This window comes from Kribbella sp. NPDC055071 (assembly GCF_053608045.1).
On the sequence record NZ_JBSGUS010000008.1, the window covers coordinates 243739 to 270189 of the forward strand.

Sequence of the window (26451 nt, forward strand, 5' to 3'; positions counted from 1 at the left end):
ACAGCCGAAGGCGTGCAACAGAAGGCGCCTCCCGGAAGCGGTGACCTCTCCGGAACCGACTGCGGAGTCCAAGACAACGCCAACTCCCAGCCACTCGCGCAAATGCCCCGACCCGGCCTCCGCGTGAGCAGGTGTACCGCGCCTCCGCGTGAGCAGGTGTACCGCGCCTCCGCGTGAGCAGGTGTACCCCGCAGACCGCCTCGGCGCGTGTCCACCACCCGCACCGCCAAAGGCGGCGAAAGAACAGCGGCTGCGTTAGGTGGCTCGGTAGGCGACTGTTATGTCGTAGCGGTCTGAGCGGTAGGTGGAGCGGCCGAATTCGATGACTTCGCCGGAGGCGGTGCGGGGGGCCGAGGTGATAATGAGGCAGGGGGTGGTGGCGTCGATTTCCAGGAGTTCGGCGTCGGTGGCGTCGGGTGGGGCGGCGACGATCGAGGCGGAGACCATGCCTAGGGTGACGCCCCAGCGGGTGGAGAGTTCGCCGTACAGGGAATTCTCACCGAAGTCGACCTCGTCGAGGCCTGGGTAGCGGTGCAGGGACAGTGCGGTGCGCTCGATGGCCATCGGCTCGCCGTCGGCGGTGCGTAGGCGGACGAGGTGCAGGACGGGGGCGCCGACCGGTTCCTCGAGCTCGCGGGCGAGGTCTTCGTCGGCTGAGCCGACGCGGTGTTCGAGGACCTTGGCGCCGGGCTTGATGCCGCGGTTGATCATGTCCTGGCTGAACGACGACGCGAGCATGCGCGACGGTCGTGGTTCGGCGACGAAGGTGCCGCCGCCGGGACGCCGGGCGGCCAGGCCCTCGGCCACCACGCGGTCCACCTCCTGCCGGACGGTCATCCGGGCGACGCCGAAGCGCTCGGCCAGGACGCGCTCGGACGGCAGTACGGTGCCGACGGCCAGCGAGCGGGTGAGGTTCTCCAGGATCTCGCGGATCTGGTCACCCTTCGGGCGATCGGTGCGGAGCTCCGTGGGGAGCTCAGCGAGATCGCCGGGGTTGTTTCTTGGGCGGGCCATGAGGCCGACTGTAACGTCTGGTTCCACTTCACGGCCAGTGACCATCCACAATCCTGGCCGAGGTAGTTTTAACGATATGACCAGCGGACAGTTCGTGCAGGAGAACTCACCCACCGGTGAGTGGAAACGGCAAGGCAACCGCTTCACCGGGCGGATCACTCGTGACTCCCGGTCAGCCCCTGGTGAAGGTCCGGACCACGAGGGCCGATGGCCGCTCGAGCCCGGGCGGTACCGGCTCGTCGTCAGCCTCGCCTGCCCGTGGGCGCACCGCTCGGTGATCGTACGGCGGTTGCTCGGCCTGGAGGACGTGATCAGCCTGGGCATCGTCGACCCGATCCGGGACGAGCGCGGCTGGCGGTTCACGCTGGATCCGGCCGACCGCGACCCGGTGCTCGGCATCTCGTTCCTCTCGGAGGCGTACCTGCGTACGGATCCGGCGTACGAGGATCGCGTGACCGTGCCCGCGATCGTCGACACGGTGACCGGGCTCGTCGTCACGAACGACTACCCGCAGATCACGCTGGATCTCTCGACCGAGTGGACCGAGTTCCAGCGTGAAGGCGCGCCGCAACTGATCCCGGCCGACCGCACCGAGATGGACGCGCTGATCGAAGACATCTACCGGGATGTGAACAACGGCGTGTACCGCTGCGGGTTCGCGACCACACAAGAGGCTTACGAGGAGGCGTACGACGCACTGTTCGCGCGACTCGATGTCCTCGAGGAGCGCCTGGCCGATCGGACCTACCTGCTCGGGGACACGCTGAGCGAGGTCGACGTTCGACTGTTCACGACCCTGGTCCGGTTCGACGCGGTGTACCACGGCCACTTCAAGTGCAACCGGCAGAAGCTGACCGAGTTCCCCAACCTGTGGGCGTATGCACGCCGGCTGTACGCGCTGCCGGGCTTCGGTGACACGGTCGACTTCGACCAGATCAAACGGCACTACTACGTCACCCACGACACCATCAACCCGACCGGCATCGTCCCCAAAGGCCCGAACCCTCAGGTGTGGCTTACCTAAATCAGGCCACCCCAATCAGGCAGCCAAACCCGGATCAGGCAACCAACCCCGGATGAGGCAGCCAACCCAAAATCAGGCAGCCAACCCGGACACCGCCGCCGTCACCGCGGCCTTGAGTTGAGCCCGCGAGGCGCCCGACCGTGAGCGCAGGTTGACGGCGTACGCAAGCAACGTCAGCATCTCTGCCGCGCCATCCACGAAAACCCCGTCCCGGAGCTCAGCACAGCTCTCGGCGACCTCCATAGCTGCAACGAACGCCGCCTTCAGCGCAGCGTGATGCTCTGCCAGCAAGGCCTGCACGGCCTCCGGCGGATTGTCGGCATTCGCGTTCGAGACCAGGCAACCCCATCCCGCGAACTCGCCCGCACACCGCAGCCGCAGCAACCGATCGAAGAACGTCGTGATCGCGGCCAGCCCCCGGCCATCCGCAACGAGCCGGTCGAACATCGGCCGGGACCGCTCGTCCAGGTAACGCCGGAGCGCCGCCGCGTACAACTCGTCCTTCCCGCCGAACGCGTTGTACAGACTCGACCGGCTCAGCCCGGTCGCCGCGACGATGTCCTGGATCCCGGTCGAGGCGATGCCCCGCCGCCAGAACAGCCGCTCCACCGCGACCAACGCCGCCGCCTCGTCGAAATGTTTGACATCCGCCATGCCCATCACCTTATCTTGGAACGAATGATCCAAGATAAGCTAGGCCCAAACACAGCAGGAGAGTCGCGATGCTCGACGTACTGGTGCTCGATGTGAACGAGACGCTGACCGACCTCGAGCCGCTCCGGGACGGGTTCGCCGCAGCCGGTCTGCCCCGGCACAGCCTCGACGCCTGGTTCGCGGCGACCTTGCGGGACGGGTTCGCGCTGACCGCGGCCGGCGCGTACGCCGACTTCCGCGCGATCGGCGGGGACGTCCTGGCCGGCCAACTGGCGGCCGCAAAGATCGATCCAACCGAGGAGACGATCAGTGGAGTGCTCTCCGGCTTCACCCGACTCCCGTTGCACCCGGACGTCGAGCCGGGCCTGCGTCAACTGCACGAGGCCGGCGTGCGGATTATCACGTTGACCAACGGGTCGGCCGCGATGTCCGAGCGCGTCTTCACCGAGGCCGGGATCATCGGCTTGCTGGAGCATCGCCTCGATGTGGCCGCGCCGCAGCGCTGGAAGCCGCATCAGGACGCCTATCGGTACGCCGCTGACGTCTGCGGAGTGTCCGTGGACCAGATGGCCCTCGCCGCCGTCCACCCGTGGGACATCGACGGCGCCCAGCGGGCGGGGCTGCAGGGGATCTACATCGACCGCCGGAATACGCCGTACCCGAAGGCTTTCCTGGCACCCGACCTCGTCGTCAAGGACTTCGTCGAGCTTGCTCAGGTGAAGGCCGGGTAGCCGGAAGAGTTAGAATCGAGCGGTCAGAGTCGCCGTCCGACGGACGCGGCGGCCTGATCCTACGGTGTGCCGGGAAGTCTGGTCGGCGGTGTCCGAAGCGACCCCGAACAGAGGGCCCCGAGCATGAGCCAGACTCCGCGGATCCGGCAGAAGAAGCGCGCGTTCCCGCGGATCCTGGGCCGCGAACGCGCCTTCCTCGCCAACACGCTGCGCGCTGAGACCACGGGTGGTCTGCTGCTGCTCGCAGCCGCTGTGGTGGCTCTGATCTGGGCCAACTCGCCCTGGCAGGACACCTACCACCACGTGCGCGACACCCACCTAGGGCCGCTCACGGTCGAGGGCTGGGCCTCGGACGGGGCGCTCACGCTCTTCTTCTACCTGGCCGGGGTCGAGTTGAAGCGTGAGCTCATCGTCGGCACGCTGTCGAAGCTGAGCGAGGCGGTCGTCCCGGTGGTCGCCGCCATCTCCGGAATGGTGCTCCCGGCAATCATCTACGTGGTGGTGAACCTGACCGCCGACGGCGGGAAGCCACACGGCTGGGCGGTGCCGACGGCAACGGATATCGCGTTCGCTCTCGCTGTCCTCGCGATCGTGGGGTCGTCGCTGCCGAGCGCCCTGCGAGCGTTCCTGCTCACGCTGGCGGTCGTCGACGACTTCGGTGCGATCCTGGTCATCGCGGTCTTCTTCTCGCACGGCTTCCACCTGCTGTCGCTGCTCGCCTCGATCGTGCTGATCGCGGCCTGGTACGTGCTGCAGCATTTCCGGATCCGGACGCCGCTCCTCTACCTCCCGATCGCGATCGGAGCCTGGTGGTTCATGCACGAGTCCGGGATCCACGCGACGATCGCCGGGGTCGCGCTCGGGTTCGTGACCCGGGTGGTCACGGATCCTGGTGAAGAGCACGCGCCGGCGGAACGGATCGAGCACCGGCTCCGGCCGTGGTCCGCGGGTGTCGCCGTACCACTGTTCGCGTTGTTCGCGGCCGGGGTGACGCTGAGCGGCAGCGCCGTCCGGGAGTTGCTGACCGACCCGGTCGCGATCGGCATCGTTGGCGGGTTGCTGGTCGGCAAGGCGATCGGCGTGTTCGGCGGCTCGTGGCTGACGGCACGCTTCACCCGGGCCGAGCTGAACTCGGATCTGGCCTGGCGGGACGTCGCCGCGGTATCCGTGCTGGCCGGGATCGGGTTCACGGTCGCGCTGCTGATCGCGCAGCTCGCGTTCGCCGCCGACCCCGACCAGGTCGAGCGCGCGAAGGCCGCCGTACTGATCGCGTCCGTGCTGGCCGCGCTGATCGCGTCCGTCCTGCTCGCCCGGCGCAACCGCGAGTACGCCGAGTGAGCCCGGGTACACGGGGATCAGTGGGTCCGGCGGTAGTGTCGGGGCACGGACCCTTGGAAGGAGTGCCATGTCGATGGGGCAGAACGGAGACGGGCCCACGGTCGGCCAGCTCGTCGCGAACGCCAGCAAGGATCTGTCCAGCCTGGTCCGCAGCGAGATCGAGCTGGCGAAGACCGAGCTGAAGAAGACGGCCGTCAAGGCCGGCACCGGGGCCGGCCTGTTCGCGGTCGCCGCCTTCCTGCTCTTGCTGGTCATCATCCTGCTGTCCATCGCCGCGGCGTACGGGGTCATGGCGCTCGGCCTGCACCCGGCGATCGCATTCCTGATCGTGGCCGGCGTGTACCTGCTGATTGCCGCCGTGCTGGCGTTCATCGGGATGCGGGCGCTGAAGGGCGCGAGGGGTCCGGAGCGCGCGATCGAGACCTCGAAGGAGTCGGTCGAGGCACTGAAGGCGATCGGCAAGAACGGCACCGACGAGAAGGCCCTGCCCGCACCGGATGTACGGCGCTGAGCCCGGCGGGAGTCGTCGACCTCCTGGTCGACGGACCCTGGTCGCACTCGCTGGTCGCGGCCAACGGGGCCCGGTTCCACGTCGCGGAGTGTGGGGCGGCCGAGGACCCGCTCGTCCTGTTCCTGCACGGGTTTCCTGAGTTCTGGTGGGCCTGGCGCCACCAGCTTCCGGTGATCGCCGCGGCCGGCTACCGCGCCGTGGCGATGGACCTGCGCGGGTACGGCGCCAGCGACAAGCCACCCCGTGGTTACGACCCCTACACGGCCGCCGACGACGTCTCCGGCGTGATCCGATCGCTCGGCACCACGGACGCGGTCGTGGTCGGGCACGGCTGGGGTGGATTCATCGGATGGTCGGCCGCCGTACTCGCACCCCGGCAGGTCCGTGGATTGGCGGCCGTGTCCGCGCCGCATCCGTTGCTGCTGGCCCGCTCCGGCCAGGCGAAGGCATTGACCCGCACCGCCTGGTTTCAGCTGCCGGTCCTGCCCGAACGCCGGCTCCTGGCGCACGACGGGATCCACATTGAACAACTCCTCCGGGCCTGGTCGGCGCCGGGCGGGACGTTCCCCGATGCCGAGGCGTCCCGCCGGTACCGCGCGGCTCTTCAGGTGTGGCCGGCGCCGCATTGCGCACTGGAGTATCACCGCTGGTTCGCCCGTTCCCGATTACGCCCGGACGGCCGCAAGTACTCAGCCAGGATGCGTACGCCGATCGCCGTACCCGTGCTGCAACTCCACGGGGCCAAGGACCCAGCTGTGACGCCGACCATGGTGACCCCACCGCACCTGGTCACGGCGCCACTCCGCCACGAACTGATCGCCCCCGCCGGTCACTACCCGCACGAAGAGACGCCGGACCTGTTCAACAGTCTTTTGGTGGAGTGGCTGGCTTCTTTCCGGTAGGTGCGCACGTCGATCCGACGGGCCACGTGCCTTCACCGGATCCGACCGGACCGGTCGCCGTCCAGGTGTCAGCGCGCTTCTCGACGCGGTACGTCACCGCGTACACGAAGTCACAGCCGTAGTTGATCTTGGTGCGGACCTCCTTGTGGTCGCCCTTGTCGACCACGTTCCCCACGAGGACAGCCGCCTCCGGTGCCGCACACGTGTCGACGGGGCCGGCGTAGACCCCCGGTTGCAGCCACTCCACCTGGACCTGGGTGGCCGCGCCGACCTGATCCGCGATCTGATCCATCTGCGTCGACGAGAACGGCTGGGCCGTGGTCGCGCTTTCGTTCTGCGGACCGCTGTTGTACTCCCTCGACGGCACGATCACCAGGTCGGCCTCGGGAGAGGTTCGCTGCGGCATGACCACGAGCTGCAGCTCGTACTTCGGCTGGAACTTCTGCGTGATCGCGGTCACGGCCGACGCCCAGATCTGCGCGTCCTCGTCCTGGGGCTGCACTGCAGTCGTCGGAGGTACTGCGACCGGGTCCACATCGGGGTCGCGGTTGACGCCGTACAGGATGCCTCCGAGGACGACGAGGACGGCCGCGGCCGCCAGCAGGGCCGGCACGGGCGATCGTCGCCTCCTGGTTGCCCATAGCAACGTGTCGACCAGTTTCTCCTTGTCCGCAAAGGTTTCCCGGAGCAGGCGCTCGAGCTCTTCGTCGGTCAGCCTGTCCATCAGCGTTCCTCCTCCTTGGCCGGCAGGGTCTTGCGTAGGGTTGCCAGCCCGCGTGAAGCGTTCGACCTGACCGTGACGGGCGAACACCCGAGGACAGCGGCGATCTCGTCGTCGCGCAGATCTTCGTAGTACCGCAGGACCAGTACGGCGCGTTGCTGCCGCGGCAACTCCGCGAGGAGTCGCCAGGTGGCGTCGCGCTGCGCCTGGCGGGCGCCGATGTCCTCGTCGGAGGGAAGGTCCGCGGGTTCGGCGATCGGCAGCTCGCCGTTCTTCAGCAGCCGCCGCCAGCCGAGGAACTCGTTGACCACCATGGTCCGCAGGTAGGCCTCGGGATTGTCCAGCGACTGGATCCGGTCCCATTTGCGGTGCGCGCGGGCGTAGACCGTCTGGACCAGGTCCTCCGCGCTGTGCACTCCACCGGTCAGCATCAGGCCGAGCCGCAGCAGCCGTCGCTCGGTCGACACCACCAATTCGTCGAACGACAACGTCCGCCCCATCCCGCCCGCCGTCAGCGTCACACTCCTAGGATGCGGCGGCAGCACCGATCTGTTGCACCGGTTGCAGGTTGTTGCAGTTACGTACAGGACTGTGTGGAGACTTCCTGAGTCGCGGTGGTGCCTTCTTTGGCGTCGTCGGAGACCTGCTCGGCGGTCAGGACGTAGCCGGTGCGGTTGTCCTCGACCGAGGCGGCGAAGACCACGCCGTACACGGTTCCCTTGTTCGAGAGCAGGGGGCCGCCGGAATTGCCCGGGCGGACCGACGCCCAGATCGAGAAGGCGTCCCTGGTGACCGTGCGGTCGCCGTAGATGTCCGGACCGCGGAGGCGCTCCTCGGACCGGATCCGGGCCGGCTCGGAGTCGAACGGACCGTTCTCCGGGTAGCCGAGGACCACGGCCGGCGCGTCCGCCTTGCCGCCGAAGTCGAAGGTGAGCGGGGTGACCTTCAGTTGAGGCACGTACAGGACGGCGATGTCGACCTCGGGATCGAACACGACGACGGTCGCGTCGTACGACTTCCCGTCGACCTCGACGCGCGGTGAGCTCACGCCCGCGACCACGTGTGCGTTCGTCATCACCCGTTGTGGCGCGAAGACGAACCCGCTGCCCTCGAGCCCGCGCGAACAGCTGGCGACTCCGGTGACCTTGGCGATGCGTGAATAGGCGTTCCGGACCAGCGGCTGCCGGGCGATCGCGCTGTCCGGCGGCTGGACCTCGCGGATGCGCTCAGGCACGAACGGGTCGAGGAAGCGCGGGAACAGGTCGGTGTTCACGACGTCGTTGAACGCCTGGAGAGCCTGGTCCGCGCGGTTCGGGAGGACTTCGTCGACCTTCGCCAGCACCTGCGAGCCGCGCACCGCCGACGTCACGCTCGGGATCCGCGCACCACTCACAGCGACGCCGAGCACCCACGAAACGATCAGCACGGACACGGCCGCGAGCGCGGCACCGCCGAGGGCGTCGATGAACTTCACGGGCTTCCAGGACACCTTGTTCCTGAGTCTGGACCCAAGGATGGCGCCGAGCGTGCGGCCGATCGAGGCCAGCACCACCACCAGCACCAGCGCGGCGAACGACACCGACACGCTCGGTGAGAAGTTGTCCAGCACCCGCGGCACGCCCCAGACCCCGAGGGCGGCACCGGCGAGCAGACCCAGGGTGGCGCACGCGCCCAGCACGAATCCCTCGATGTATCCCGAGATCGCCACCAATGCCGTGACGATCAGCAGCGCGTAGTCGAGCTTGCTCACTCCACACCTTCCGAGTCGTCACCGTTCAGCCGACCGAGATCGTGCTCGATGGCGGTCATCCGCCGTACATCCTCGGGCCGGCTCCCCCGGCTGCGCCAGGCGGCCTCCACCAGGCGGTCGGGCAACGGTACGACGACCGAGGGGTCCCAGTCGCGCGCCCACCCGCCGAGCACCAGCAATTTGTCCAGCAATCCCGCGGTGAAGCCCCAGATGTAGAGGTCACCGATGGTGAACGCGGGTCCGGTGAACCCGGACGGGTGCAGGCAGCTGATCCGGTTCGCCGGGTCGGCCAGGGCACGGAGCGACACGGTGTGGACCGAGGCGACCTCGGCGGGGTCGACCACGGCGACCGGCGACGGCTTCCGCCACCAGGCCAGCACCGGCGACACGCCGAAGTTGCTCACCGGCACCCACAGCGCCGGCCAGATCGCGAACGGTTCGACACCGGCAGGATCCAGCCCGGTCTCCTCCTCGGCCTCCCGCAACGCGGTCCGCACCGACCCCTCGTCGCCGGTCCCGTCCTCAGGGTCGGCGCCGCCACCGGGGAACGCCATCTGTCCCGCGTGCTTGCGCAACGTCCAGGCCCGCTCGGTCAGCAGCACCTCAGGACCATCGTTGCCCTCGGCAAGCAGGATCAGGACGGCGGACTTGCGCACGGACGGATCGTCGGGCGGCAGGAAGCGCGACAGCAGGTTCGGATCGACGTTCTCGGACGCCTTCGCCAGCGGCTGCAGCCAATCGGGGATCACGGCGTCACCCCCAGCTTGTCCTTCACCAGTTGGTCGAGCTGCTGCTGCGAGGTCAGCGCACCACGATGCACCGAGACCACCGCGCCGTCCGCGTCGACGAACGCGGTCAGCGGCGGACCCCCGACCTTCAGCGCCTGCTGGATCGTCTTGTCCGGATCGCTCAGATGCGGATAGGTCCAGCCCTCGTCGGTCGCGAACTTCACGGCAAGCTCCGGCCGCGGATCGTCGTAGTCGATCCCCAGCATCCGCACCTTTCCCGTCGTCGCCAGCTTCGCCAGGTACGGCGCTTCGTCCCGGCACGGACCGCACCACTGCGCCCACACGTTGACCACGAGCGGACCCCGCAGGTCGGCCAACCGGATGTCGGGGCCGTCCCCCAAGCAGGTCAGGCTGATATCCGGGAGTGCGTTGGTTGCGGGCGGTTTGGACGGAGTCGCCGGGCAGGCGACCAGCTTGTCCGCGCCGGCAACCGTCGTACCGGACGATTGTGGGGCTGGCTGCTCGGTCCCACACGACGCCAGGACCAGGCCGGCGATGAGCCAGGTGGTCGCGTGCAGCGTCGTACGGAACCTCACGCCGGGCCTCACCATGGGCCTCACAGGGGGCCTCACACCGAGCCTGACACTGGGACCTTCACCAGCTTCGCGGCGACCTCGGGGTCGGTCGGGCCGGTGCCGTACGACGGGCACCACTGCGCCACGGGGCAGGCGCCACACGCCGGCTTCTTGGCGTGGCAGCGGCGGCGCCCGTGGAAGATCAGCCGGTGCGAGAGCATCGTCCAGTCCTTCTTCGGGAACAGCTCGCCGATGATCTGCTCGACCTTGACCGGGTCCTCCTCGGTCGTCCAGCCGAACCGGCGGACCAGCCGGCCGAAGTGCGTGTCGACCGTGATGCCGGGGACACCGAAGGCGTTGCCGAGGACGACGTTCGCGGTCTTGCGGCCGGTGCCGGGGAGCTTGACCAGCTCCTCGAGCTTGTTGGGTACGACGCCGTCGTACTCGTCGACCAGGGCCTGGCCGAGCTTGATCACGCTGTTGGTCTTGGCCCGGAAGAACCCGGTCGGCTTGAGGATCGCCTCCATCTCCTCGCGGTCCGCCTCGGCGTAGGCCTGGGCCGTGGGGTACTTCGCGAAGAGGGTCGGGGTCACCTTGTTGACCGTCACGTCGGTGGTCTGGGCCGACAGGATGGTCGCCACCAGCAACTCGAGCGGGTTGGTGAAGTCCAGCTCGCAGTGAGCGTCCGGATACGTCTCGGTCAGGACCTTGTGCATCTTGCGGGCCCGGCGGACGAGCTGGGTGTGCGTCTCGTCGGTGAAAACCGGGGCCTTGCGGGGCAGCTTCAGAGCGACCTGCGGGTGCTCTGCGACTTGCTGGGATGGCATGGGAGGAAGCCTACGTGCCGCCACCCACAATCCTTCCCGGGTCCGGATCAGGCGGTAAACCGACACGCTGGGAGGCGCCCAGGCATGCCTGCGTGGCGGTAGCCGCACCTGAGGGGCTACGGTTTTGGGGCAACCGGTTGGTAACGACTCCGGTGCCGGTCGAGGGCGATCCCCCGTCCGCAGGCGTGGTCGAAGGTCCTAGGAGGCCCAAGGTGGATGCCGCAGTACTCAAACAGGCACCGCTGTTCAGTCAGCTCGACGACGAGGCAGCCGACGCTCTGGCCGCGTCGATGTCCGAGAGCAGGCTGCGCCGCGGCCAGGTGCTGTTCCACGAGGGCGACTCCGGTGACCGGCTGTTCATCGTGGTGGAGGGCAAGGTCAAGCTCGGCCGCACCTCCGCCGACGGCCGGGAGAACCTGCTCGCCGTCCTCGGCCCCGGCCAGATGTTCGGTGAGCTGTCGCTCTTCGACCCGGGTCCCCGGTCGTCCACGGTAACGGCGGTGACCGATGCGACGCTGATGTCGCTGACCCACGACGAGCTGCTCCGCTGGCTGGACGGCCGCCCCGCGGTGGCCCGCGGCCTGCTGCTGCAGCTGGCCGGCCGGCTCCGCAAGGTGTCGGACGTGGTGGCCGACCTGGTGTTCTCCGACGTACCAGGGCGCGTGGCGAAGGCTCTGCTCGACCTGGCCAGCCGCTTCGGACGTACGGCGGACGACGGCGTCCACGTCCACCACGACCTCACCCAGGAAGAGCTGGCCCAACTCGTCGGCGCCTCCCGCGAAACCGTGAACAAGGCCCTGGCCGACTTCGCGTCCCGCGGCTGGGTCCGCCTCGAGCCCCGCTCCGTCGTACTCCTGGACGTCGACCGCCTACAACGCCGAGCCCGCTAGCTCACCTCACATCACCCACCCCACCTCGCCCACCCCACCTCGCCCGCTCCACCCATCCCCCAGCCATCCCGACCAATTTGCCTGGCTGACCCACCAATTTGCCTGGCTGACCAGGGAAGTCGGGGGTTACCCACCCTTGATATGGGTGTGGAACCCCCGACTTCGTGGGTTACCCAGCGCGGTACGTCTCTCGGGACCGGGCAAACACCCGCCGGATGAGCATCGCCGTACGGTCCGGATGCGCGAGATCCTCCCAGGTGAGCCTGACCACCTGCAGGCCTAGAGCACGCAATCGGTCTTCGCGGATCTTCTCCTGGATCAGCACCACGCTCGAACCATCGGCGTACTTCGACATGCCGTCGAACTCGACGATCGTGCGATGCTCGGGAAAGTAGAAGTCGACCCGGCCGATGAATCCGTCCGCGTCGTGGAACACCGCCTGAAGCTCCGGGCCCGGCAGCCCCTGCTGATGCATCAGCACGCGTAGCCGCGATTCAGCGACTGACTCCGCCAACGGGCTTGCAAAACCCACAGCGGCTCGAACGGTCGGCCCACCGCGCCAGAACTCCGTCTGCTCGACTGCTCCGCGCAGCTCGGCATCGGGCACCATTCGATTCCGCAGTACGGCGTCAGCGCTGACCACCGCGGATTCGAAGGACCCCGCGGCCGCGGTCTCGACGAGGGATCTGGCGACCGAGGTGACCCTCAGATTGTCGACCTCGATGACGGCGTCGCCGGTCAGTTGACCGTGGTGATGTCGCACCCTCGCGGCCGAGCCGGTGCGGGCGGAGTCCGACCTCGTCAGCTGCACCTCGGTGAGGTCGACACCCCAGACCGGGACGCCGTGAACGACGAGGGCCGAGTGGTGGCTCACTATCGCCGTACCCGGACGCATCGCGTTGACTGCCGCGTATACCAGCCGCCGATGGAGCAGGAGCTCACGTTCCCAAGGTGGCAGATGGTCCAGGTCCGTGCGCTCGACGTACTGGCCGTGACGGACTCGTTCCCACCGACTGTCGCGCAGGCGATCCTCGATCTGGTCGGGCGTGTACCCGGCCCGGAGCGCCTGCTGCCGACTGAAGACGCCGCCATGTTTGGCTGCTACCGCCTCGAGTCTGGGGTTCATGTCTCCAGCATCCATGCAGCCGGGCGGTCCCGGGACACCTCTCGCCCGATCTGTGGATAACCCCAATTTGCCTGGCAGACCCACGAAATCTGGGGTTAATCACCCAGGTTGTGGGTCACAAACCCCTGACTTCGTGGGTTGGCCAGGCAAATCGATGGGTCAGCCAGCCAAATAGTCGAGTTGGGCTTGGACGGAGAGTTGGGCTGCGGGCCAGAGGGAGCGGTCCACGTCGGCGTAGACGTGTTCGACGACGGCCTCGGGGGTGGTGTGGCCTTCGGCTACGGCGGCTCGGACCTGGGCCAGGCGTTGCTCGCGGTGCTTGAGGTAGTACGAGAGGACCTTGCCGGGGTCGGTGATGACTGGGCCGTGGCCGGGGAGGAGGCGGTGTACGCCGGCTGGGGAGTTGGCGAAGGCCTGGAGCTTTTCGAGGGATTCGAGGTACGGGCCCAGGGCGCCGTCTGGGTGGGCTACGACTGATGTGCCTCGACCCAGGACCGTGTCGCCGGTCAGGAGTGAGCCGTCCTGCGGGAGCCAGAAGCAGACCGAATCGAGGGTGTGGCCGGGGGTGGGCAGGACCTCGATGCGGAGCTCGCCGGCGGTGATCACGTCGCCTTCCGCGAGGCCGTGGGCGTGGTCGGTCGGGATCCGGAACGCCGGGTCGACCGCACGGACGCCGCAGCCGGCCTGGTTGGCGAACCAGGCCGCGCCCTCGGAGTGATCCGGGTGCTTGTGGGTCAGCAGTACGACGGCGACCTTGCCCGCGGCGTCGAGGACCTCGCGGAGGTGGTCCTCCAGCATCGGCCCGGGGTCGACGACCACCGACTCGTCGGCGTTCGGAGCGCGGAGGATCCAGGTGTTCGTCCCGTCCAGGGTCATCAGGCCGGGGTTGTCGGCCAGCACCAGGCTCGCGTAGTCGGTGACTCTCATCGGGTCTCCAGGTAGGCGTCGTCGCCGTCAAGGCGCACGGTCGGGAGGATGGTGCGGATCTCCCGGGCGGCCGCCGCGGGCAGGATCGCCGCCACCTCGTCGTACGCCGAGAGCTCGCGGCAGCACACGTACGTCGGGGGCAGCATCAGCAGCTCGCCCGTGTCGACGGCCGTGACGGCGTCGGCCGGGCGCATCCAGGCGACCTGGTCGGATTCGCTGGTCACGTCCCGGGTGATCTGGCCGGGCGGAAGCGCCGCGACGAAGAAACAGGTGTCGTACCGCTTGGGCTCGAACTCCGGCGTGATCCAGCGCGCCCAAGGGCCGAGCAGATCCGCCCGCAGGACCAGCCCGCGCCGATGCAGGAACTCGGCGAACCCGACCGCCCGCGTCTCCAGGGCGATCCGGTCAGCCTCCCAATCGTCGCCGGTGGTGTCGCCGACGACCTCCTCGCTCGACGGGCCGGCGAGCAGTACGCCGGACTCCTCGAACGTCTCCCGCACGGCCGCAGCCACGTAAGCAGCCGCCGCGTACGCACTACACCCCAGCCGATCCGCAAACCACTCCGGCGACGGCCCAGACCACGAATCAGCAATCGTCGAGTCGGTCGGATCAACCCGACCCCCGGGAAACACAGTCATCCCCGCCGCAAACGCCATACTCCGCTGCCGCCTCAACAGATAGACCTCCGGCCCCGCTGCATCACGGAGGAGGATGACTGTTGAGGCTGGGCGGGGGGCGGCTGGGGGGTGGTGGCTGCGGGCGTGGGCGAGGGCTGTCTCGGCCATCTGGCCGGACATTCGGTGGGACCTCAGGTCACGCACGGGTGTGGTTATCCGACCTCGACGATCAGTTCGACCTCTACGGGGGCGTCGAGGGGGAGGACCGGGACGCCGACGGCGCTGCGGGCGTGTTGGCCGATGTCGCCGAAGACCTGGCCGAACAGCTCGGAGGCGCCGTTCGCGACCTGCGGCTGGCCGGTGAAGTCGGGCGTGGACGCGATGAACGCGACGACCTTGACGATGCGCTTGATGTCGGCCAGATCGCCGATCTCGGACTTGACCGCGGCCAGGGCGTTCAGCGCGCACTGCTGGGCGCACTCGCTCGCGACCTCGGCGGTCACCTCGGCGCCGACCTTGCCGGTGGCGATCAGGGTGCCCTCGCGCAGCGGCAGCTGGCCGGACGTGTAGACGAGGTCACCGGTGCGTACGACGGGCACGTACGCGGCGACCGGCTTGGCCACGTCGGGCAGCTTCAGGCCGAGCTCGGCGAGTTTCTCCTCGGGGTGGCTCATTTGTCCTCGATCTCCCGCTTGAAGTAGGCGACCAGGTTCTCCGGGTTCATCCCCGGGACGACCTGGACCAGCTCCCAGCCGTCCTGGCCGAAGTTGTCCAGGATCTCCTTGGTCGAGTGGACCAGCAGCGGCGCAGTGAAGTACTCGAACTTCTTCATGAGGTGGACTCTAGGGCATGTCTCCCGGACCCAGGCCGTCGCGAGCAGGTGCTCGGTGCGGCGCATCGGCGTGCGGGGGCGAAGGTCTCGATGCGGAGCATCGCGGCCTTTGCAACCGTGCGGCGAGGTGCCGTGCCGAGTGCCGCGCAGTAGGCGTGGGGCCGGGAGACATGCCCTCGCCGTGTGTCGTGGAGCACGTCCTACCCTGGGACCATGGCGAGACTGCATGTGGTCACCGGTAAGGGGGGCACCGGGAAGACAACCGTTGCGGCCGCCATGGCGCTGTCCCTCGCCGACCAGGGCCGACGCGTCCTCCTGGTCGAGGTCGAGGGACGCCAGGGGCTCGCCCAGTTGTTCGACGTACCGCCGCTCCCGTACGTCGAGACGCGCATCGCGACCGGCCCCGGCGGAGGCGAGGTGTTCGCCCTGGCCGTGGACGCCGAGGCCGCCCTGCTCGAGTACCTCGACATGTACTACCACCTCGGCCGCGCCGGGAAGGCACTCGACAAGGTCGGCGCGATCGACTTCGTCACCACGATCGCGCCGGGACTGCGCGACGTACTGCTGACCGGCAAGGTCTACGAGGCGACGCGGCGCAAGGCGCACGGACGCCTCGCGTACGACGCCGTCGTACTGGACGCACCACCGACGGGCCGGATCGCGCGATTCCTGAACGTGAACCACGAAGTCGCCGGCCTGGCCAAGGTCGGGCCGATCCGCAACCAGGCGGACGCGATCATGGGCATGCTGCGCTCGGACGTCACACGCATCCACCTGGTCACGCTGCTCGAAGAGATGCCGGTCCAGGAGACGCTCGACGCGGTCGAGCAACTGGAGGCTCTCGACCTGCGGATCGGATCGATCGTGGTGAACATGGTCCGCAACAGCCCGCTCGACGATGACGCGCTTGCCCTTGCGGTGAAGGAGAAACTGCCGATCGCCGAGTTGACCAGGGGCTTGAAGGCGGCCGGACTCACCGCCGACGCCGCGCTCGTGAAGACGCTCGCGGCCGAGGCCCACGATCACGCGATCCGGGTCGGACTCGAACGCGAGAACCGCGACCGGATTGATGCCCTGGGCAAGAAAGTGACCGAGTTGGCCTTGCAGCCCGAGGGAATCGACCACGGCGCCCTCGTCGACCTCGCCGAGGAGCTCCGCCCGTGACGGACCTGGATCTGGATGCGCTGATCGACGATCCGGCGACGCGCATCATCGTGACGTGCGGCGCCGGCGGGGTCGGTAAGACGACCACGGCCGCGGCCTTGGGTCTGCGTGCGGCCGAGCGCGGCCGGAAGGTCGTCGTACTCACGATCGACCCGGCCCGGCGGCTCGCGCAGTCGCTGGGGCTGACCGAGCTGGACAACACCCCGCGGGCCGTCGCCGAGGCCGACACCACGAACGGCGGCCGGCTCGACGCGATGATGCTGGACATGAAGCGCACGTTCGACGACGTCGTACTGGCGCATGCGACGCCGGAGAAGGCCGAGCAGATCCTGGCGAATCCGTTCTATGTGGCGTTGTCGTCGTCGTTCGCGGGGACGCAGGAGTACATGGCGATGGAGAAGCTCGGCCAGCTGCACAAGCAGGCCGAGAAGACCGGCGAGTGGGACCTGATCGTGGTCGACACTCCGCCGTCGCGGTCGGCACTGGACTTCCTGGATGCGCCTGAGCGGCTGGCGTCGTTGCTGGAGGGACGGTTCCTGCGGCTGCTGTTGGCGCCGGCGCGTGGTCCGTTCAAGTTGATGTCCGCCGGGGTGAGCATGGCGATGTCGGTGCTGAACAAGGTGCTCGGGACCCAGGTGCTGACCGACGTCCAAACGTTTGTGGCGGCGTTCGACACGCTCTTCGGCGGGTTCCGGGCGCGGGCCGAGAAGACGGTGGCGTTGCTGCGTGAACCGCACACCGCGTTCCTCGTCGTCGCCGCTCCGCAGAACGACGCGCTGCGGGAGGCGTCGTACTTCGCCGAGCGGTTGCGGGCGGAGAGCATGCCGCTGGCCGGCGTCGTCCTGAACCGCGTCACCAACAGCGAGGCCGCGGACTTGTCGGCCGAGCGGTCGCTGGCCGCCGCCGAGCGGCTGGAGGAGGCGGACAAGTCGCCGCTGACGGCCGCCGTACTGCGGTTGCACGCGGACAAGATGCGGCAGGTCGTCGGGGAGCACAAACGCGCCGACCGGTTCCGCCGGAGCCACCGCTCGATCCCGGCCGTCGAGGTGCCGGCGCTGGCCGACGACGTGCACGACCTGACCGGTCTACGCCAGATCGGCGAGCTGCTCACCGCCTGATCACCCCTGATTTCACCGGCAGCGCCCTGATTTCACCGGGAGCGAACGCTCCGGACCCCCGGGAATGACCTGGTGGGGTCGTTGGTTGAGCCAGTCAGACTCAATCTTTGGATAAGGGTGTGACAGCGTGACCGATACGTTGAATCTTCCGGTTCTGCCGCTGGACGACGTCGTGGTCCTGCCGGGAATGGTCGTGCCGGTCCGACTGGCCGACCCCGAGGCACGGGCGGCGATCGATGCCGCGCAGGCCTCCGGCGATGGTGGCACGGCGCAGGTACTTCTCGTACCGCGACTGGACGGAAAATATGCCAAGGCCGGGACGCTCGGTGAGATCGAGCAGATCGGCCGGCTGCCGGGCGGTGCCCAGGCGGCCGTGATCCGCGGGACCTCGCGAGTGCTCATCGGCGCCGGTACGACCGGTCCGGGTGCGGCACTGTGGGTGAGCGCGACCGTACTGCACGAGATCACCGACGCGAAGTCGGCCGAGCTCGCGCGGGAGTACAAGACTCTGATGACCTCGGTGCTGCAGCGTCGCGGCGCCTACCAGGTGATCGACTCCGTGAAGCAGGTGAACGACCCCGCGGAGCTGTCCGACCTGGCCGGCTACGCGTCGTACCTGACGAACGAGCAGAAGTCCGAGCTGGTCGAGAACGCCAACGTGACCGAGCGGCTGGAGAAGCTGATCGGCTGGGTGAAGGATCACCTCGCCGAGCTCGAGGTTTCCGAGACGATCCAGAAGGACGTCCAGGAAGGCATGGAGAAGCAGCAGCGGGAGTTCCTGCTGCGCCAGCAGATGGCCGCGATCCGCAAGGAGCTGGCCGAGCTGGACGGTAAGGCCGAGACCGAGGAAGAGGACTACCGGGCCCGCGTCGAAGCGGCCGATCTGCCCGAGCACGTCGCCAAGGCGGCACTCGCGGAGGTCGACAAGCTGGAGCGGACCGCGGAGCAGTCTCCCGAGGTCGGCTGGATCCGGACCTGGCTGGACACCGTCCTCGAGCTGCCGTGGAACGAGCGGACCGAGGAGAGCTACGACATCCGCGAGGCGCGGGCCGTGCTGGACGCGGACCACGCCGGACTGGATGACGTGAAGGAGCGCATCACCGAGTACCTGGCCGTACGGCGTCGCCGCGCGGACCGTGGTCTGGGTGTGGTCGGTGGACGCCGCAGTGGCGCCGTACTGGCCCTGGTCGGTCCTCCTGGTGTGGGTAAGACCTCGCTGGGTGAGTCCGTGGCGCGGGCGATGGGACGGAAGTTCGTCCGGGTCGCACTGGGCGGTGTGCGGGACGAGGCCGAGATTCGCGGTCACCGGCGGACGTACGTCGGTGCCCTGCCGGGCCGGATCGTCCGGGCCATCACGGAGGCGGGTTCGATGAACCCCGTCGTACTGCTGGACGAGATCGACAAGGTCGGCGCGGACTACCGGGGTGACCCGACGGCCGCACTGCTCGAGGTCCTGGACCCCGCGCAGAACCACACCTTCCGGGACCACTACCTGGAGGTGGAGCTGGACCTGTCGGACGTGGTCTTCCTGGCCACGGCGAACGTGCTGGACTCGATCCCTGGGCCGCTGCTGGACCGGATGGAGCTCGTGCAGCTGGACGGCTACACCGAGGACGAGAAGGTCGTCATCGCCCGTGACCACCTGCTCCCGCGTCAGCTGGAGCGGGCGGGCCTGACGGCGGACGAGGTGACACTCGAGGACTCGGCGCTGCGCCTGCTCGCGGGCGAGTACACCCGGGAGGCCGGCGTACGGCAGCTGGAGCGTTCGATCAGCCGCGTCCTGCGGAAGGTGACGGCGAAGATCGCCCTGGGCGAGGACGTCGGGACCCAGCGGATCGGTTCGGGTGACCTGAAGGCGTACCTGGGTTCGCCGAAGTTCACTCCGGAGTCGGCCGAGCGTACGGCGCTTCCGGGTGTGGCGACCGGACTGGCGGTGACCGGTGCGGGCGGTGACGTGCTCTTCATCGAGGCGTCGCTGGCCGACAAGGAGACCGGCCCGACCGGAGTCACGTTGACCGGGCAGCTGGGTGACGTGATGAAGGAGTCGGCGCAGATCGCCCTGTCGTACCTGCGCTCGCACGGCGCGGAGCTGGGGCTGCCTGTCGGCGACCTGGCCGAGCGGAACACCCACATCCACGTGCCGGCCGGTGCTGTCCCGAAGGACGGACCGTCGGCGGGTGTGACGATGACAACGGCGCTGGCGTCGCTGCTGTCCGGGCGGCCGGTCCGCTCGGAGGTCGCGATGACCGGTGAGGTGTCACTGACCGGACGGGTCCTCCCGATCGGTGGGGTGAAGCAGAAGCTGCTCGCTGCGCACCGGGCCGGGCTGACCACGATCCTGATCCCGAAGCGGAACGAGCCGGATCTGGAGGATGTGCCGGAGTCCGTGCTGAAGGAGCTGACGGTCCACCCGGTCAGCGACGTCCGTGAGGTGCTGGAGCTGGCACTGGTTCCGGCTGAGGTCGACGCACACCAGTACGCCGCATAACGTCGTACGAACTGAGGGCCCGAGCAGTTGCTCGGGCCCTCATTCTTTTGGATGAACTTTGTCCAGACAGGGTGACCGAACTCACATTCGCAGCGGTAACCCAAAAGAGGCATCCCGTAGTCTCTATAACCATGCGTGTGAGGGAGAAGGGCGACCGGGGAGTCGTCCAATCGGTGGTCATGTTTCTTGGGGTGAGCGTGTTGTCGGGGGCCTTGGCCGCCGGTCTCGCCATCCCGTTCGCAAGCCTTGTCGGCTTCACAACCCAGCAGACCTCCGAGACCCTCCAAGACCTGCCACAGCAGTTCGACGAGGTGCCGCTCAAGCAGAAGAGCACCATCCTGGCCAAGGACGGCACGCTGATCGCGACCCTGGCCGAGCAGAACCGCGTGCCGGTCAAACTCAAGGACGTCGCGCCGATCATGCAGAAGGCGATCGTCGCGATCGAGGACGACCGGTTCTACGAGCACGGCGCCCTGGACCTCAAGGGCACCCTGCGCGCGCTGCTGCAGAACCAGTCCTCGGGCGGGATCCAGCAGGGTGGTTCGAGCATCACCCAGCAGTACGTGAAGGTGAGCCTGGTCGAGAAGGCGAAGACGCCCGAAGAGGTCGCCGACGCCACCGCCGACACCTACCAGCGCAAGGTCGCCGAGCTGCGGTACGCGATCGCGGTCGAGAAGGAATACTCCAAGAACGAGATCCTGGAGAAGTACCTCAACCTGGCGAACTTCGGCGACGGCGCGTGGGGCATCCAGTCCGCCGCCCAGCACTACTTCTCGGTGAACGCGTCCCAGCTGACGCTGCCGCAGGCCGCGCTGCTGGCCGGCCTGGTGAAGAACCCGACCGGCTACGACCCGACCAACAGCATGTCGCGGGCGAAAGAGCGCCGGGACGTGGTGCTCCGGCGGATGGCCGAGCTGAAGGTGATCTCGCCGACCCAGGCCAACGCGGCGCTGAAGACCCCGGTCATCAACCCGGCCAAGATCCGCCCGAACAAACTCGGCTGCGCCAACGGCCCGTACCCGTTCTTCTGCGAGTGGGTCGTGTCGGAGCTCGAGGAGAACCCGGCCCTCGGCAAGACACCGGCCGAGCGCGCCAGCTTCCTCAAGACCGGCGGCCTGACGATCACCACCTCGCTGGACCCCAAGCTGCAGGCGGACGCCCAGCGATCGGTGGACAGCCACTCCAATCCGACGGACCAGGCGATCGCTGCGATCACCATCGTCGAGCCGGGCACGGGCCTGGTGAAGGCGATGGCGCAGAGCAAGCCGTACGGCGGGAAGAAGAACCAGACGTCGTACAACTACAACGTCCCGAAGTCCTACCCCGGCGGGTACGGCGGCTTCCAGAACGGTTCGACGATGAAGGCGTTCACGATTGCGGCCGCGATCCAGAAGGGGTTCCCGCTCAACTACAAGATCAATTCGCCGAACACCATCGACCTGGGCGGGAAGAAGTTCAGCACCTGCAACGGGACCGTCACGACCCCCGACAGTTACCACCCGAGCAACTCGACCCACAACGTGCCGGATCCGACCATGATCCAGGCGGCGCAGCTGTCGACCAACACCTACTTCCTGCAGCTCTCGCAGCAGATCGGTCTGTGCCCGATCGCCAAGATCGCAGCCAGCCTGGGCATGTACAACGCACAGGACCACGCGCCGCTCACCCAGGTTCCTTCGATGACGCTGGGCGTCGACTACGTGACACCGCTGCAGCTGGCCGGCGCTTACGCCGCTTTCGGTGCTCGCGGGATGTACTGCTCGCCGTGGATGGTCACCTCGATCAAGAACGCAGCCGGCAAGTCGGTCGGCTCACCGGGTGCGGACTGCAAGCAGGCGATCGCCCCCGAGGTTGCCGACGGTGTGAACGCGGTCCTGCACCAAGTGCTGGAGTCGGGCGGTACCGGTCAGCACTTGAAGTTCGGCAAGAGCGACCTGGCCGGCAAGACCGGAACCATCCAGGAGGCGAAGGCGGTTTGGTTCGCGGGCTACACCACGAAACTCGCGGCGGCCTCCGTTGTCGCCGATGCCTCGCTGCCCTACAAGCAGTTGCAGGGGCAGACGCTGAACGGCCACGACATCAACGACCCGACAGGTTCCGGCACGGCCGGACCGATCTGGGAGGTCGCGATGAAGGCGGCACTGCAGGGCTACCCGACGACCCACTTCACCGCGCCGTCGGACAAGATCAATCGCGGTGACGTGAAGGATCTGCCGTTCGTCAACGGGATGAACCCGGACGACGCCGCCAACAAGCTCAGCCAGGCCGGCTTCGAGACCGAGATCGCCTCCGGCACGGTCAACTCCGAGGAGACCGCCGGCACCGTCGCCTACACCAGCCCCCGCCAACGCGACGGCGCCCCCGAAGGCTCGAAGGTCACGATCTTCATCTCCAACGGCAGCAAAGCCAACCAGCCCTCGAACACCAACTCCCCCAAACCCCCCACCGGCGGCACCACCACCAAGCCGCCGACCGGCGGCGGCACCACCAAACCACCCCGCGGCCCCAACGTCTGCCCACCGTGGAACCCCAAATACCCAAACTGCTAACAACATAAAGCGGTTCTTGTGACGGATGTGTGGGTTGATCAGACACCGCTGCGCGGCGGCTGACTTGGTTGCCGCCTTCGGCGGGGCGCGGGGTGGTTGATACGCGCTCGAGTGGTGTGCGCGAGCTGGGTGTGGTGATGACGGTGCCGGGACGGGGATGTGGTTCTCGCGGTCTCCGGGCTGCGTGATCGTGCTGGTCGCGGTGCCGCTCACCCGACTGGTCGCCGACGAAGCGGACCCGTGCCACTCATCAACGGGCGGTCCGGTGGAGCCGGGCAGGGTGGTTGAGCCTGCCCGGGTGGGTGTCGGTTGCTCGGTGGTCTGGTTGGTGAGTGTCGGCGGTCCGCCCATCGCCCACACCAGTCACAAGAACCGCAACATCCCCCGCGCCCGTCGTCGAGTCGCGGGTTCCGGCTCCACATCGGCGAAGAATCCCGCCGGAATCCACGAGCCGAAGACCCGGCCCGAACCAATCGCTACGACTCTGCGCACCCGGTCCCTCGGCGGGCCCCATTTCATGGGTCTGCCCCTGACGTTGGGGGTTAATCACCCATATCCAGGGTCCGCAACCCCGCATCTCAGGGGTCCACCCACCAGATAGTTGAGCTCACCCCGGCTCCCCTCCTCGCTCACCCTCACCACGGTCCAGCGCCCGCGATCACGCCGGCGCTCCATCCGCGCGGCCTTCAGCCTCATCACGATCCCCCACCTGGATCACACCCGACGTGCGACCCCTCGGATCAAGGCGAGTCCGGCTCCTGGGCCGAGGGCGGAGAGGACCAGCGGGAGCCCTGCCTCGTCCTCGCAACCACAGCCTCCGCGTCAGGCGCCTAGTTGGCGTTTTACTTCGGTGGAGACTACAGAGCCGTCGGCTTTACCTTTTACTTTGGGTTGGAGGGCGGCCATGACTTTGCCGATGCCTCGGGGGCCCAGGTCGGCGGCGCCGGTTTCGGCGATGGTGGCGGTGACGAGGGCGACGATCTCGGCCTCGGTCAGTTGCTCGGGGAGGTATTCGGCGAGGATGTCCGCCTCGGCCTGCTCCTTCTCGGCGAGTTCGGGGCGGCCGGCGTCGCGGTAGGCGGTGACGGACTCGCGGCGCTTCTTCGCCTCCGAGCCGAGCACGTCGACGATCTCCGCGTCGGACAGCTCGCGGGCCTCCTTGCCGGAGACCTCCGCCTTGGCGACGGCCGTGAGCACCATCCGCAGGGTCGACTTGCGGAGCTCGTCGCGGGCCTTGAGGGCCGCGGTCATGTCGTCGTGCAGGCGCTGCTTCATTCCGGAGTTGGACATGACCATCATTGTGGCAGGCTGGAGGAATGAGTTTGCGTGGGCTTGTCAGTACCACTCTGAAAACGACGGCGGTCGTCGGGGCCGCCGGCGCGGCCTGTGTCGCGTACGCCGCCGCCGTCGAGGTGCGCTGGTTCACGCTGCGCAGAGTGACGGTTCCGGTGCTGGAGGAAGGTGCCGCGCCGCTCAAGGTGCTGCACCTGTCGGACCTGCACCTGATGCCGACCCAGGAGCGCAAGATCGGCTGGGTGAATCGGCTGGCCGCGCTCGAGCCCGACCTGATCGTCAACACCGGCGACAACCTCTCCCACGAGAATTCGGTCCGCCCACTGCTTCGTGCGTACGGCGATCTGCTGGATCTTCCCGGGGTTTTCGTCTTCGGCTCCAACGACTACTGGAAGCCGCATTTCAAGAACCCGGCGAAGTACCTGCTGCCCGCGCAGAAGCAACGGCACAAGCCACACGGGCCGGACCTGCCGTTCGAGGAAATGCGGCGCGCGTTCACCGGCGCCGGCTGGACCGACCTGAACAACGCGAAGGCCACGCTCAAGGTCAACGGGATGCGACTCGACTTCGCCGGCACCGACGACCCGCACATCAAGCGCGACCGGTACGCCGAAGTCGCGGGTGAGGTGGACCCGACGGCCGACCTGTCGATCGGCGTGACGCACGCGCCGTACCAGCGGGTCCTCAACGGATTCGTCGGCGACGGTTATCCGCTCGTGCTGGCCGGTCACACCCATGGCGGCCAGCTCGCGGTGCCGTTCTACGGAGCGCTCGTGACGAACTGCGACCTCGACGTCTCGCGGGTGAAGGGCCTGTCCACCTGGGGTCACGACGGCCGTCAGGCGGCTCTGCATGTGTCCGCCGGCCTCGGGACTTCGCCGTACGCGCCGGTCCGTTTCGCCTGCCGGCCGGAGGCGACCCTGCTCACGCTCGTCCCACGGATTAACCCGATTTCGCCGCAGCAGTCGTCACATGTAAGCTAACGGCGACTTCGGGCTGTGGCGCAGCTTGGTAGCGCGCTTCGTTCGGGACGAAGAGGTCGCAGGTTCAAATCCTGTCAGCCCGACCACGTGGAAGAGGCCCCTCGCTGAGGGGCCTCTTCTGCTGTCTCTACTCGGACGTCGCTTCGGCAACCGAGCGCGGCACCCGGACCTTCTCGAAGTGGAGATTCCCGGCGGGCATCATCCAGGTCATCACCTGGACGGCCAGGCGCCCGGCCAGGACCGCCGGGTCGCTGGCTGCGTGCGCGCGGGCGGCGTCCTGGTCGATGGACCAGATGGAGATCCCGCGGAGGGACTCGTCGTCCTGGTCGACCAGAGGGCCGCGGGCGAGGATCAGGCCCTGGCCCTGGAGGTCGGCGCCGTGGGCCAGGTGGCGGTCCTGGAGGTCGGCGGCCTCGGCGTCCGTCATCGCGGGCGCGTCGGGGCGCAGCGTCAGCAGGGTCACGGTGTAGCGGTCGAAGCGCATACACGAAACGTACGCCGAATGACCGGCACCGCGCGCGATGCCGTCGCGTACGTTCTGGGAGCCCGATAGCCTGCGGCAATGAGCCGTGCCGAGGCGCCCCCACTGCCACCGCTGCTGATCCTGCCGGTCGTCGGCCTGTTGTCGGGGTTCGTGTCCATCGCCGGGGTCTGGCTGAGTGAGCGGAGCTGCGAGCGGTTCCGCGACACCTCGAACTGCGGTCCGCTCGGGCTCCCGCTGCTCGTGGTGATCGTGGTCGTCACCATGGTGCTCGGCGGGATCGCGCTGAGCCGGCTGGCGATGCCGCACCCCCGGCTGGTCGCGTTCCTCGGGGTCGCGTTCATGCTGGTCCTCGTGCTCGCGTTCCTGACCGGTCACCTGGACTCGCCCTGGACCCTGGCCGTCGTACCGGTACTGACCGCGATCACCTTCCTGCTCGCCAATCTTGTCGCCCGACTGCTGGAGCGTGCTGATGCCTGACCTGCCCGTCTACGACTGCCCGCGGACCACCGTCGCACCGATTCTGGACGGCACGCTGACCGACCCGGCCTGGGAGACCGCCGCCTGGACCAGCGACTTCGTCCCGATCGCCGACGGTCCGGCACCGCGGTTCCAGACCCGCGCGAAGCTGATGTACGACGACCAGTACCTCTACCTCGGCGCTCAGCTCGAGGAGCCGCACGTCTGGTCGACGATGACCGAGAAGAACAGCAAGCTCTTCCACCAGAACAACTTCGAACTGTTCCTCGACCCGGACGGCGACGGACAGAACTACTACGAGTTCGAGATCAACCCGCTCGGGACGATCTGGGAGCTCACGCTGCCCAAGCCGTACGTCGACGGCGGCGTACCGATCGACCCGACCAACCTGCCCGGCCTGCGGACCGCGATCCACGTCGACGGTACGGTCAACGACCCGTCCGACACGGACACCGGATGGACGGTGGAGCTCGCCGTACCGTGGGCGGACCTCGCCGAGTACAACGCCGGCCGCGCCACCCCGCCGAACCCGGGCGACGAGTGGCGGATGAACCTGATGCGGTGCCAGTGGCCGCACGAGGTGGTCGACGGCGCCTACGTGCAGGGGAAGGACCTGGAGTTCTGGGTCTGGTCGCCGCAGCACATCGAGGACATGCACCGCCCCGAGCACTGGGGCGTCCTGCGTTTCTGAGATAGCTGTCTCATTGTTGACCCGGTGACCTGGCGTT

The 26451-nt window shown here is 68.1% G+C and carries 28 protein-coding genes and 1 tRNA gene; 14 read left to right on the top strand and 15 right to left on the bottom strand.

Going from position 1 to position 26451, the window contains the following annotated elements; genetic code table 11:
• Positions 1–255 precede the first annotated feature (255 nt).
• Positions 256–1014, bottom strand: coding sequence for a GntR family transcriptional regulator (locus ACWF4Z_RS16120; RefSeq protein ID WP_452243812.1), 759 nt, complete (start codon positions 1012–1014; stop codon positions 256–258).
• A gap of 76 nt (positions 1015–1090) precedes the next feature.
• Between ACWF4Z_RS16120 and ACWF4Z_RS16125 the strand changes: the two genes are divergently transcribed.
• The gene (locus tag ACWF4Z_RS16125) at positions 1091–2038 is read left to right on the top strand and encodes a glutathione S-transferase family protein (protein WP_452243813.1); all 948 of its coding nucleotides are present in this window, start codon (positions 1091–1093) and stop codon (positions 2036–2038) included.
• A gap of 72 nt (positions 2039–2110) precedes the next feature.
• Here ACWF4Z_RS16125 and ACWF4Z_RS16130 read toward each other — a convergent pair whose 3' ends face one another.
• Positions 2111–2692, bottom strand: a complete 582-nt coding sequence (locus tag ACWF4Z_RS16130) for a TetR/AcrR family transcriptional regulator (protein WP_452243814.1) — start codon at positions 2690–2692, stop codon at positions 2111–2113.
• 68 nt (positions 2693–2760) lie between these two features.
• Between ACWF4Z_RS16130 and ACWF4Z_RS16135 the strand changes: the two genes are divergently transcribed.
• From ACWF4Z_RS16135 to ACWF4Z_RS16150, 4 genes are all read left to right on the top strand, one after another.
• Positions 2761–3423 (top strand): haloacid dehalogenase type II, encoded by a 663-nt coding sequence (locus ACWF4Z_RS16135; RefSeq protein WP_452243815.1) that lies wholly within the window; start codon positions 2761–2763, stop codon positions 3421–3423.
• Between the two features lie 123 nt (positions 3424–3546).
• The gene (gene nhaA / locus ACWF4Z_RS16140; RefSeq protein ID WP_452243816.1) at positions 3547–4761 is read left to right on the top strand and encodes a Na+/H+ antiporter NhaA; all 1215 of its coding nucleotides are present in this window, start codon (positions 3547–3549) and stop codon (positions 4759–4761) included.
• A 73-nt stretch (positions 4762–4834) separates the two neighbouring features.
• Positions 4835–5272: a phage holin family protein gene (locus ACWF4Z_RS16145; RefSeq protein ID WP_452243817.1), complete on the top strand. Its 438-nt coding sequence runs from the start codon at positions 4835–4837 to the stop codon at positions 5270–5272.
• Positions 5273–5322: 50 nt separating this feature from the next.
• The gene (locus ACWF4Z_RS16150) at positions 5323–6174 is read left to right on the top strand and encodes an alpha/beta fold hydrolase (RefSeq protein ID WP_452243873.1); all 852 of its coding nucleotides are present in this window, start codon (positions 5323–5325) and stop codon (positions 6172–6174) included.
• Here ACWF4Z_RS16150 and ACWF4Z_RS16155 read toward each other — a convergent pair.
• Genes ACWF4Z_RS16155 through nth form a run of 6 tightly spaced genes read right to left on the bottom strand, consistent with a single transcriptional unit; the run spans position 6134 to position 10775 of the window.
• Entirely contained in the window at positions 6134–6898 is a 765-nt protein-coding gene (locus ACWF4Z_RS16155; RefSeq protein WP_452243818.1) for a hypothetical protein, read from the bottom strand. The genes ACWF4Z_RS16150 and ACWF4Z_RS16155 overlap by 41 nt on opposite strands.
• Positions 6898–7416 carry a SigE family RNA polymerase sigma factor gene (locus ACWF4Z_RS16160; protein ID WP_452243819.1) on the bottom strand — a complete coding sequence of 173 codons (519 nt, stop codon included), beginning with the start codon at positions 7414–7416 and terminating at the stop codon, positions 6898–6900. The genes ACWF4Z_RS16155 and ACWF4Z_RS16160 overlap by 1 nt, the downstream gene beginning before the upstream one ends.
• 56 nt (positions 7417–7472) lie before the next feature.
• The gene (locus ACWF4Z_RS16165) at positions 7473–8645 is read right to left on the bottom strand and encodes a MarP family serine protease (protein WP_452243820.1); all 1173 of its coding nucleotides are present in this window, start codon (positions 8643–8645) and stop codon (positions 7473–7475) included.
• A complete protein-coding gene (locus ACWF4Z_RS16170; protein ID WP_452243821.1) occupies positions 8642–9394 on the bottom strand; it encodes an NUDIX hydrolase in 753 nt (250 codons plus the stop codon). Before ACWF4Z_RS16170 ends, ACWF4Z_RS16165 begins: the two co-directional genes overlap by 4 nt.
• Positions 9391–9969 carry a TlpA family protein disulfide reductase gene (locus tag ACWF4Z_RS16175; protein ID WP_452243822.1) on the bottom strand — a complete coding sequence of 193 codons (579 nt, stop codon included), beginning with the start codon at positions 9967–9969 and terminating at the stop codon, positions 9391–9393. Before ACWF4Z_RS16175 ends, ACWF4Z_RS16170 begins: the two co-directional genes overlap by 4 nt.
• 32 nt (positions 9970–10001) lie before the next feature.
• Positions 10002–10775 carry an endonuclease III gene (gene nth / locus ACWF4Z_RS16180; RefSeq protein WP_452243823.1) on the bottom strand — a complete coding sequence of 258 codons (774 nt, stop codon included), beginning with the start codon at positions 10773–10775 and terminating at the stop codon, positions 10002–10004.
• Between the two features lie 212 nt (positions 10776–10987).
• Here nth and ACWF4Z_RS16185 point away from each other — a divergent pair, with 212 nt between their 5' ends.
• Entirely contained in the window at positions 10988–11665 is a 678-nt protein-coding gene (locus tag ACWF4Z_RS16185; protein WP_452243824.1) for a Crp/Fnr family transcriptional regulator, read from the top strand.
• Between the two features lie 169 nt (positions 11666–11834).
• Here the strand turns inward: ACWF4Z_RS16185 and ACWF4Z_RS16190 are convergent, their stop codons facing one another.
• From ACWF4Z_RS16190 to ACWF4Z_RS16210, 5 genes are all read right to left on the bottom strand, one after another.
• Positions 11835–12791 carry a type IV toxin-antitoxin system AbiEi family antitoxin domain-containing protein gene (locus ACWF4Z_RS16190; protein WP_452243825.1) on the bottom strand — a complete coding sequence of 319 codons (957 nt, stop codon included), beginning with the start codon at positions 12789–12791 and terminating at the stop codon, positions 11835–11837.
• Positions 12792–12950: 159 nt separating this feature from the next.
• Positions 12951–13718: an MBL fold metallo-hydrolase gene (locus ACWF4Z_RS16195; protein WP_452243826.1), complete on the bottom strand. Its 768-nt coding sequence runs from the start codon at positions 13716–13718 to the stop codon at positions 12951–12953.
• Positions 13715–14230, bottom strand: coding sequence for a hypothetical protein (locus ACWF4Z_RS16200; RefSeq protein WP_452243827.1), 516 nt, complete (start codon positions 14228–14230; stop codon positions 13715–13717). The genes ACWF4Z_RS16195 and ACWF4Z_RS16200 overlap by 4 nt, the downstream gene beginning before the upstream one ends.
• A 317-nt stretch (positions 14231–14547) precedes the next feature.
• Positions 14548–15009 (bottom strand): RidA family protein, encoded by a 462-nt coding sequence (locus tag ACWF4Z_RS16205; protein WP_452243828.1) that lies wholly within the window; start codon positions 15007–15009, stop codon positions 14548–14550.
• Positions 15006–15167: a DUF4177 domain-containing protein gene (locus tag ACWF4Z_RS16210; RefSeq protein WP_130386959.1), complete on the bottom strand. Its 162-nt coding sequence runs from the start codon at positions 15165–15167 to the stop codon at positions 15006–15008. The genes ACWF4Z_RS16205 and ACWF4Z_RS16210 overlap by 4 nt, the downstream gene beginning before the upstream one ends.
• 213 nt (positions 15168–15380) lie before the next feature.
• Between ACWF4Z_RS16210 and ACWF4Z_RS16215 the strand changes: the two genes are divergently transcribed.
• The 4 genes from ACWF4Z_RS16215 (at position 15381) to ACWF4Z_RS16230 (ending at position 22486) form a co-directional block, all read left to right on the top strand.
• A complete protein-coding gene (locus tag ACWF4Z_RS16215; RefSeq protein WP_452243829.1) occupies positions 15381–16331 on the top strand; it encodes an ArsA-related P-loop ATPase in 951 nt (316 codons plus the stop codon).
• Positions 16328–17449, top strand: a complete 1122-nt coding sequence (locus tag ACWF4Z_RS16220; RefSeq protein WP_452243830.1) for an ArsA family ATPase — start codon at positions 16328–16330, stop codon at positions 17447–17449. The genes ACWF4Z_RS16215 and ACWF4Z_RS16220 overlap by 4 nt, the downstream gene beginning before the upstream one ends.
• Positions 17450–17576: 127 nt before the next feature.
• Positions 17577–19937, top strand: coding sequence for an endopeptidase La (lon, locus tag ACWF4Z_RS16225; RefSeq protein WP_452243831.1), 2361 nt, complete (start codon positions 17577–17579; stop codon positions 19935–19937).
• 131 nt (positions 19938–20068) lie between these two features.
• A complete protein-coding gene (locus ACWF4Z_RS16230; protein ID WP_452243832.1) occupies positions 20069–22486 on the top strand; it encodes a penicillin-binding protein in 2418 nt (805 codons plus the stop codon).
• Positions 22487–23308: 822 nt separating this feature from the next.
• Here ACWF4Z_RS16230 and ACWF4Z_RS16235 read toward each other — a convergent pair.
• A complete protein-coding gene (locus ACWF4Z_RS16235; RefSeq protein WP_452243833.1) occupies positions 23309–23776 on the bottom strand; it encodes a GatB/YqeY domain-containing protein in 468 nt (155 codons plus the stop codon).
• 32 nt (positions 23777–23808) lie between these two features.
• Here ACWF4Z_RS16235 and ACWF4Z_RS16240 point away from each other — a divergent pair, with 32 nt between their 5' ends.
• Together ACWF4Z_RS16240 and ACWF4Z_RS16245 are read left to right on the top strand one after the other, a co-directional pair.
• Positions 23809–24762: a metallophosphoesterase gene (locus ACWF4Z_RS16240; protein WP_452243874.1), complete on the top strand. Its 954-nt coding sequence runs from the start codon at positions 23809–23811 to the stop codon at positions 24760–24762.
• A gap of 9 nt (positions 24763–24771) precedes the next feature.
• Positions 24772–24848 (top strand) — tRNA-Pro (locus tag ACWF4Z_RS16245).
• 41 nt (positions 24849–24889) lie between these two features.
• Here ACWF4Z_RS16245 and ACWF4Z_RS16250 read toward each other — a convergent pair.
• Entirely contained in the window at positions 24890–25246 is a 357-nt protein-coding gene (locus ACWF4Z_RS16250; RefSeq protein ID WP_452243834.1) for a YciI family protein, read from the bottom strand.
• A 78-nt stretch (positions 25247–25324) separates the two neighbouring features.
• On the opposite strand from ACWF4Z_RS16250, the gene ACWF4Z_RS16255 reads away from it, so the two are divergent.
• Together ACWF4Z_RS16255 and ACWF4Z_RS16260 are read left to right on the top strand one after the other, a co-directional pair.
• Positions 25325–25723 (top strand): hypothetical protein, encoded by a 399-nt coding sequence (locus tag ACWF4Z_RS16255; protein ID WP_452243835.1) that lies wholly within the window; start codon positions 25325–25327, stop codon positions 25721–25723.
• On the top strand, positions 25716–26414 hold the full coding sequence (locus ACWF4Z_RS16260) for a carbohydrate-binding family 9-like protein (RefSeq protein ID WP_452243836.1): 699 nt from the start codon (positions 25716–25718) through the stop codon (positions 26412–26414). The genes ACWF4Z_RS16255 and ACWF4Z_RS16260 overlap by 8 nt, the downstream gene beginning before the upstream one ends.
• Positions 26415–26451: the final 37 nt, after the last annotated feature.

Excerpts from the sequence above, each read along its gene's own strand:
- ACWF4Z_RS16255 (WP_452243835.1), top strand. The coding sequence starts at position 25,325 with ATGAGCCGTGCCGAGGCGCCCCCACTGCCACCGCTGCTGATCCTGCCG.
- ACWF4Z_RS16130 (WP_452243814.1), bottom strand. The coding sequence starts at position 2,692 with ATGGCGGATGTCAAACATTTCGACGAGGCGGCGGCGTTGGTCGCGGTG.
- nhaA (WP_452243816.1), top strand. The coding sequence starts at position 3,547 with ATGAGCCAGACTCCGCGGATCCGGCAGAAGAAGCGCGCGTTCCCGCGG.
- ACWF4Z_RS16260 (WP_452243836.1), top strand. The coding sequence starts at position 25,716 with ATGCCTGACCTGCCCGTCTACGACTGCCCGCGGACCACCGTCGCACCG.
- ACWF4Z_RS16210 (WP_130386959.1), bottom strand. The coding sequence starts at position 15,167 with ATGAAGAAGTTCGAGTACTTCACTGCGCCGCTGCTGGTCCACTCGACC.
- ACWF4Z_RS16195 (WP_452243826.1), bottom strand. The coding sequence starts at position 13,718 with ATGAGAGTCACCGACTACGCGAGCCTGGTGCTGGCCGACAACCCCGGC.
- ACWF4Z_RS16205 (WP_452243828.1), bottom strand. The coding sequence starts at position 15,009 with ATGAGCCACCCCGAGGAGAAACTCGCCGAGCTCGGCCTGAAGCTGCCC.
- ACWF4Z_RS16125 (WP_452243813.1), top strand. The coding sequence starts at position 1,091 with ATGACCAGCGGACAGTTCGTGCAGGAGAACTCACCCACCGGTGAGTGG.
- ACWF4Z_RS16135 (WP_452243815.1), top strand. The coding sequence starts at position 2,761 with ATGCTCGACGTACTGGTGCTCGATGTGAACGAGACGCTGACCGACCTC.
- ACWF4Z_RS16120 (WP_452243812.1), bottom strand. The coding sequence starts at position 1,014 with ATGGCCCGCCCAAGAAACAACCCCGGCGATCTCGCTGAGCTCCCCACG.
- ACWF4Z_RS16235 (WP_452243833.1), bottom strand. The coding sequence starts at position 23,776 with ATGTCCAACTCCGGAATGAAGCAGCGCCTGCACGACGACATGACCGCG.
- ACWF4Z_RS16190 (WP_452243825.1), bottom strand. The coding sequence starts at position 12,791 with ATGAACCCCAGACTCGAGGCGGTAGCAGCCAAACATGGCGGCGTCTTC.
- ACWF4Z_RS16250 (WP_452243834.1), bottom strand. The coding sequence starts at position 25,246 with ATGCGCTTCGACCGCTACACCGTGACCCTGCTGACGCTGCGCCCCGAC.
- nth (WP_452243823.1), bottom strand. The coding sequence starts at position 10,775 with ATGCCATCCCAGCAAGTCGCAGAGCACCCGCAGGTCGCTCTGAAGCTG.
- ACWF4Z_RS16145 (WP_452243817.1), top strand. The coding sequence starts at position 4,835 with ATGGGGCAGAACGGAGACGGGCCCACGGTCGGCCAGCTCGTCGCGAAC.
- ACWF4Z_RS16215 (WP_452243829.1), top strand. The coding sequence starts at position 15,381 with ATGGCGAGACTGCATGTGGTCACCGGTAAGGGGGGCACCGGGAAGACA.
- ACWF4Z_RS16155 (WP_452243818.1), bottom strand. The coding sequence starts at position 6,898 with ATGGACAGGCTGACCGACGAAGAGCTCGAGCGCCTGCTCCGGGAAACC.
- ACWF4Z_RS16230 (WP_452243832.1), top strand. The coding sequence starts at position 20,069 with ATGCGTGTGAGGGAGAAGGGCGACCGGGGAGTCGTCCAATCGGTGGTC.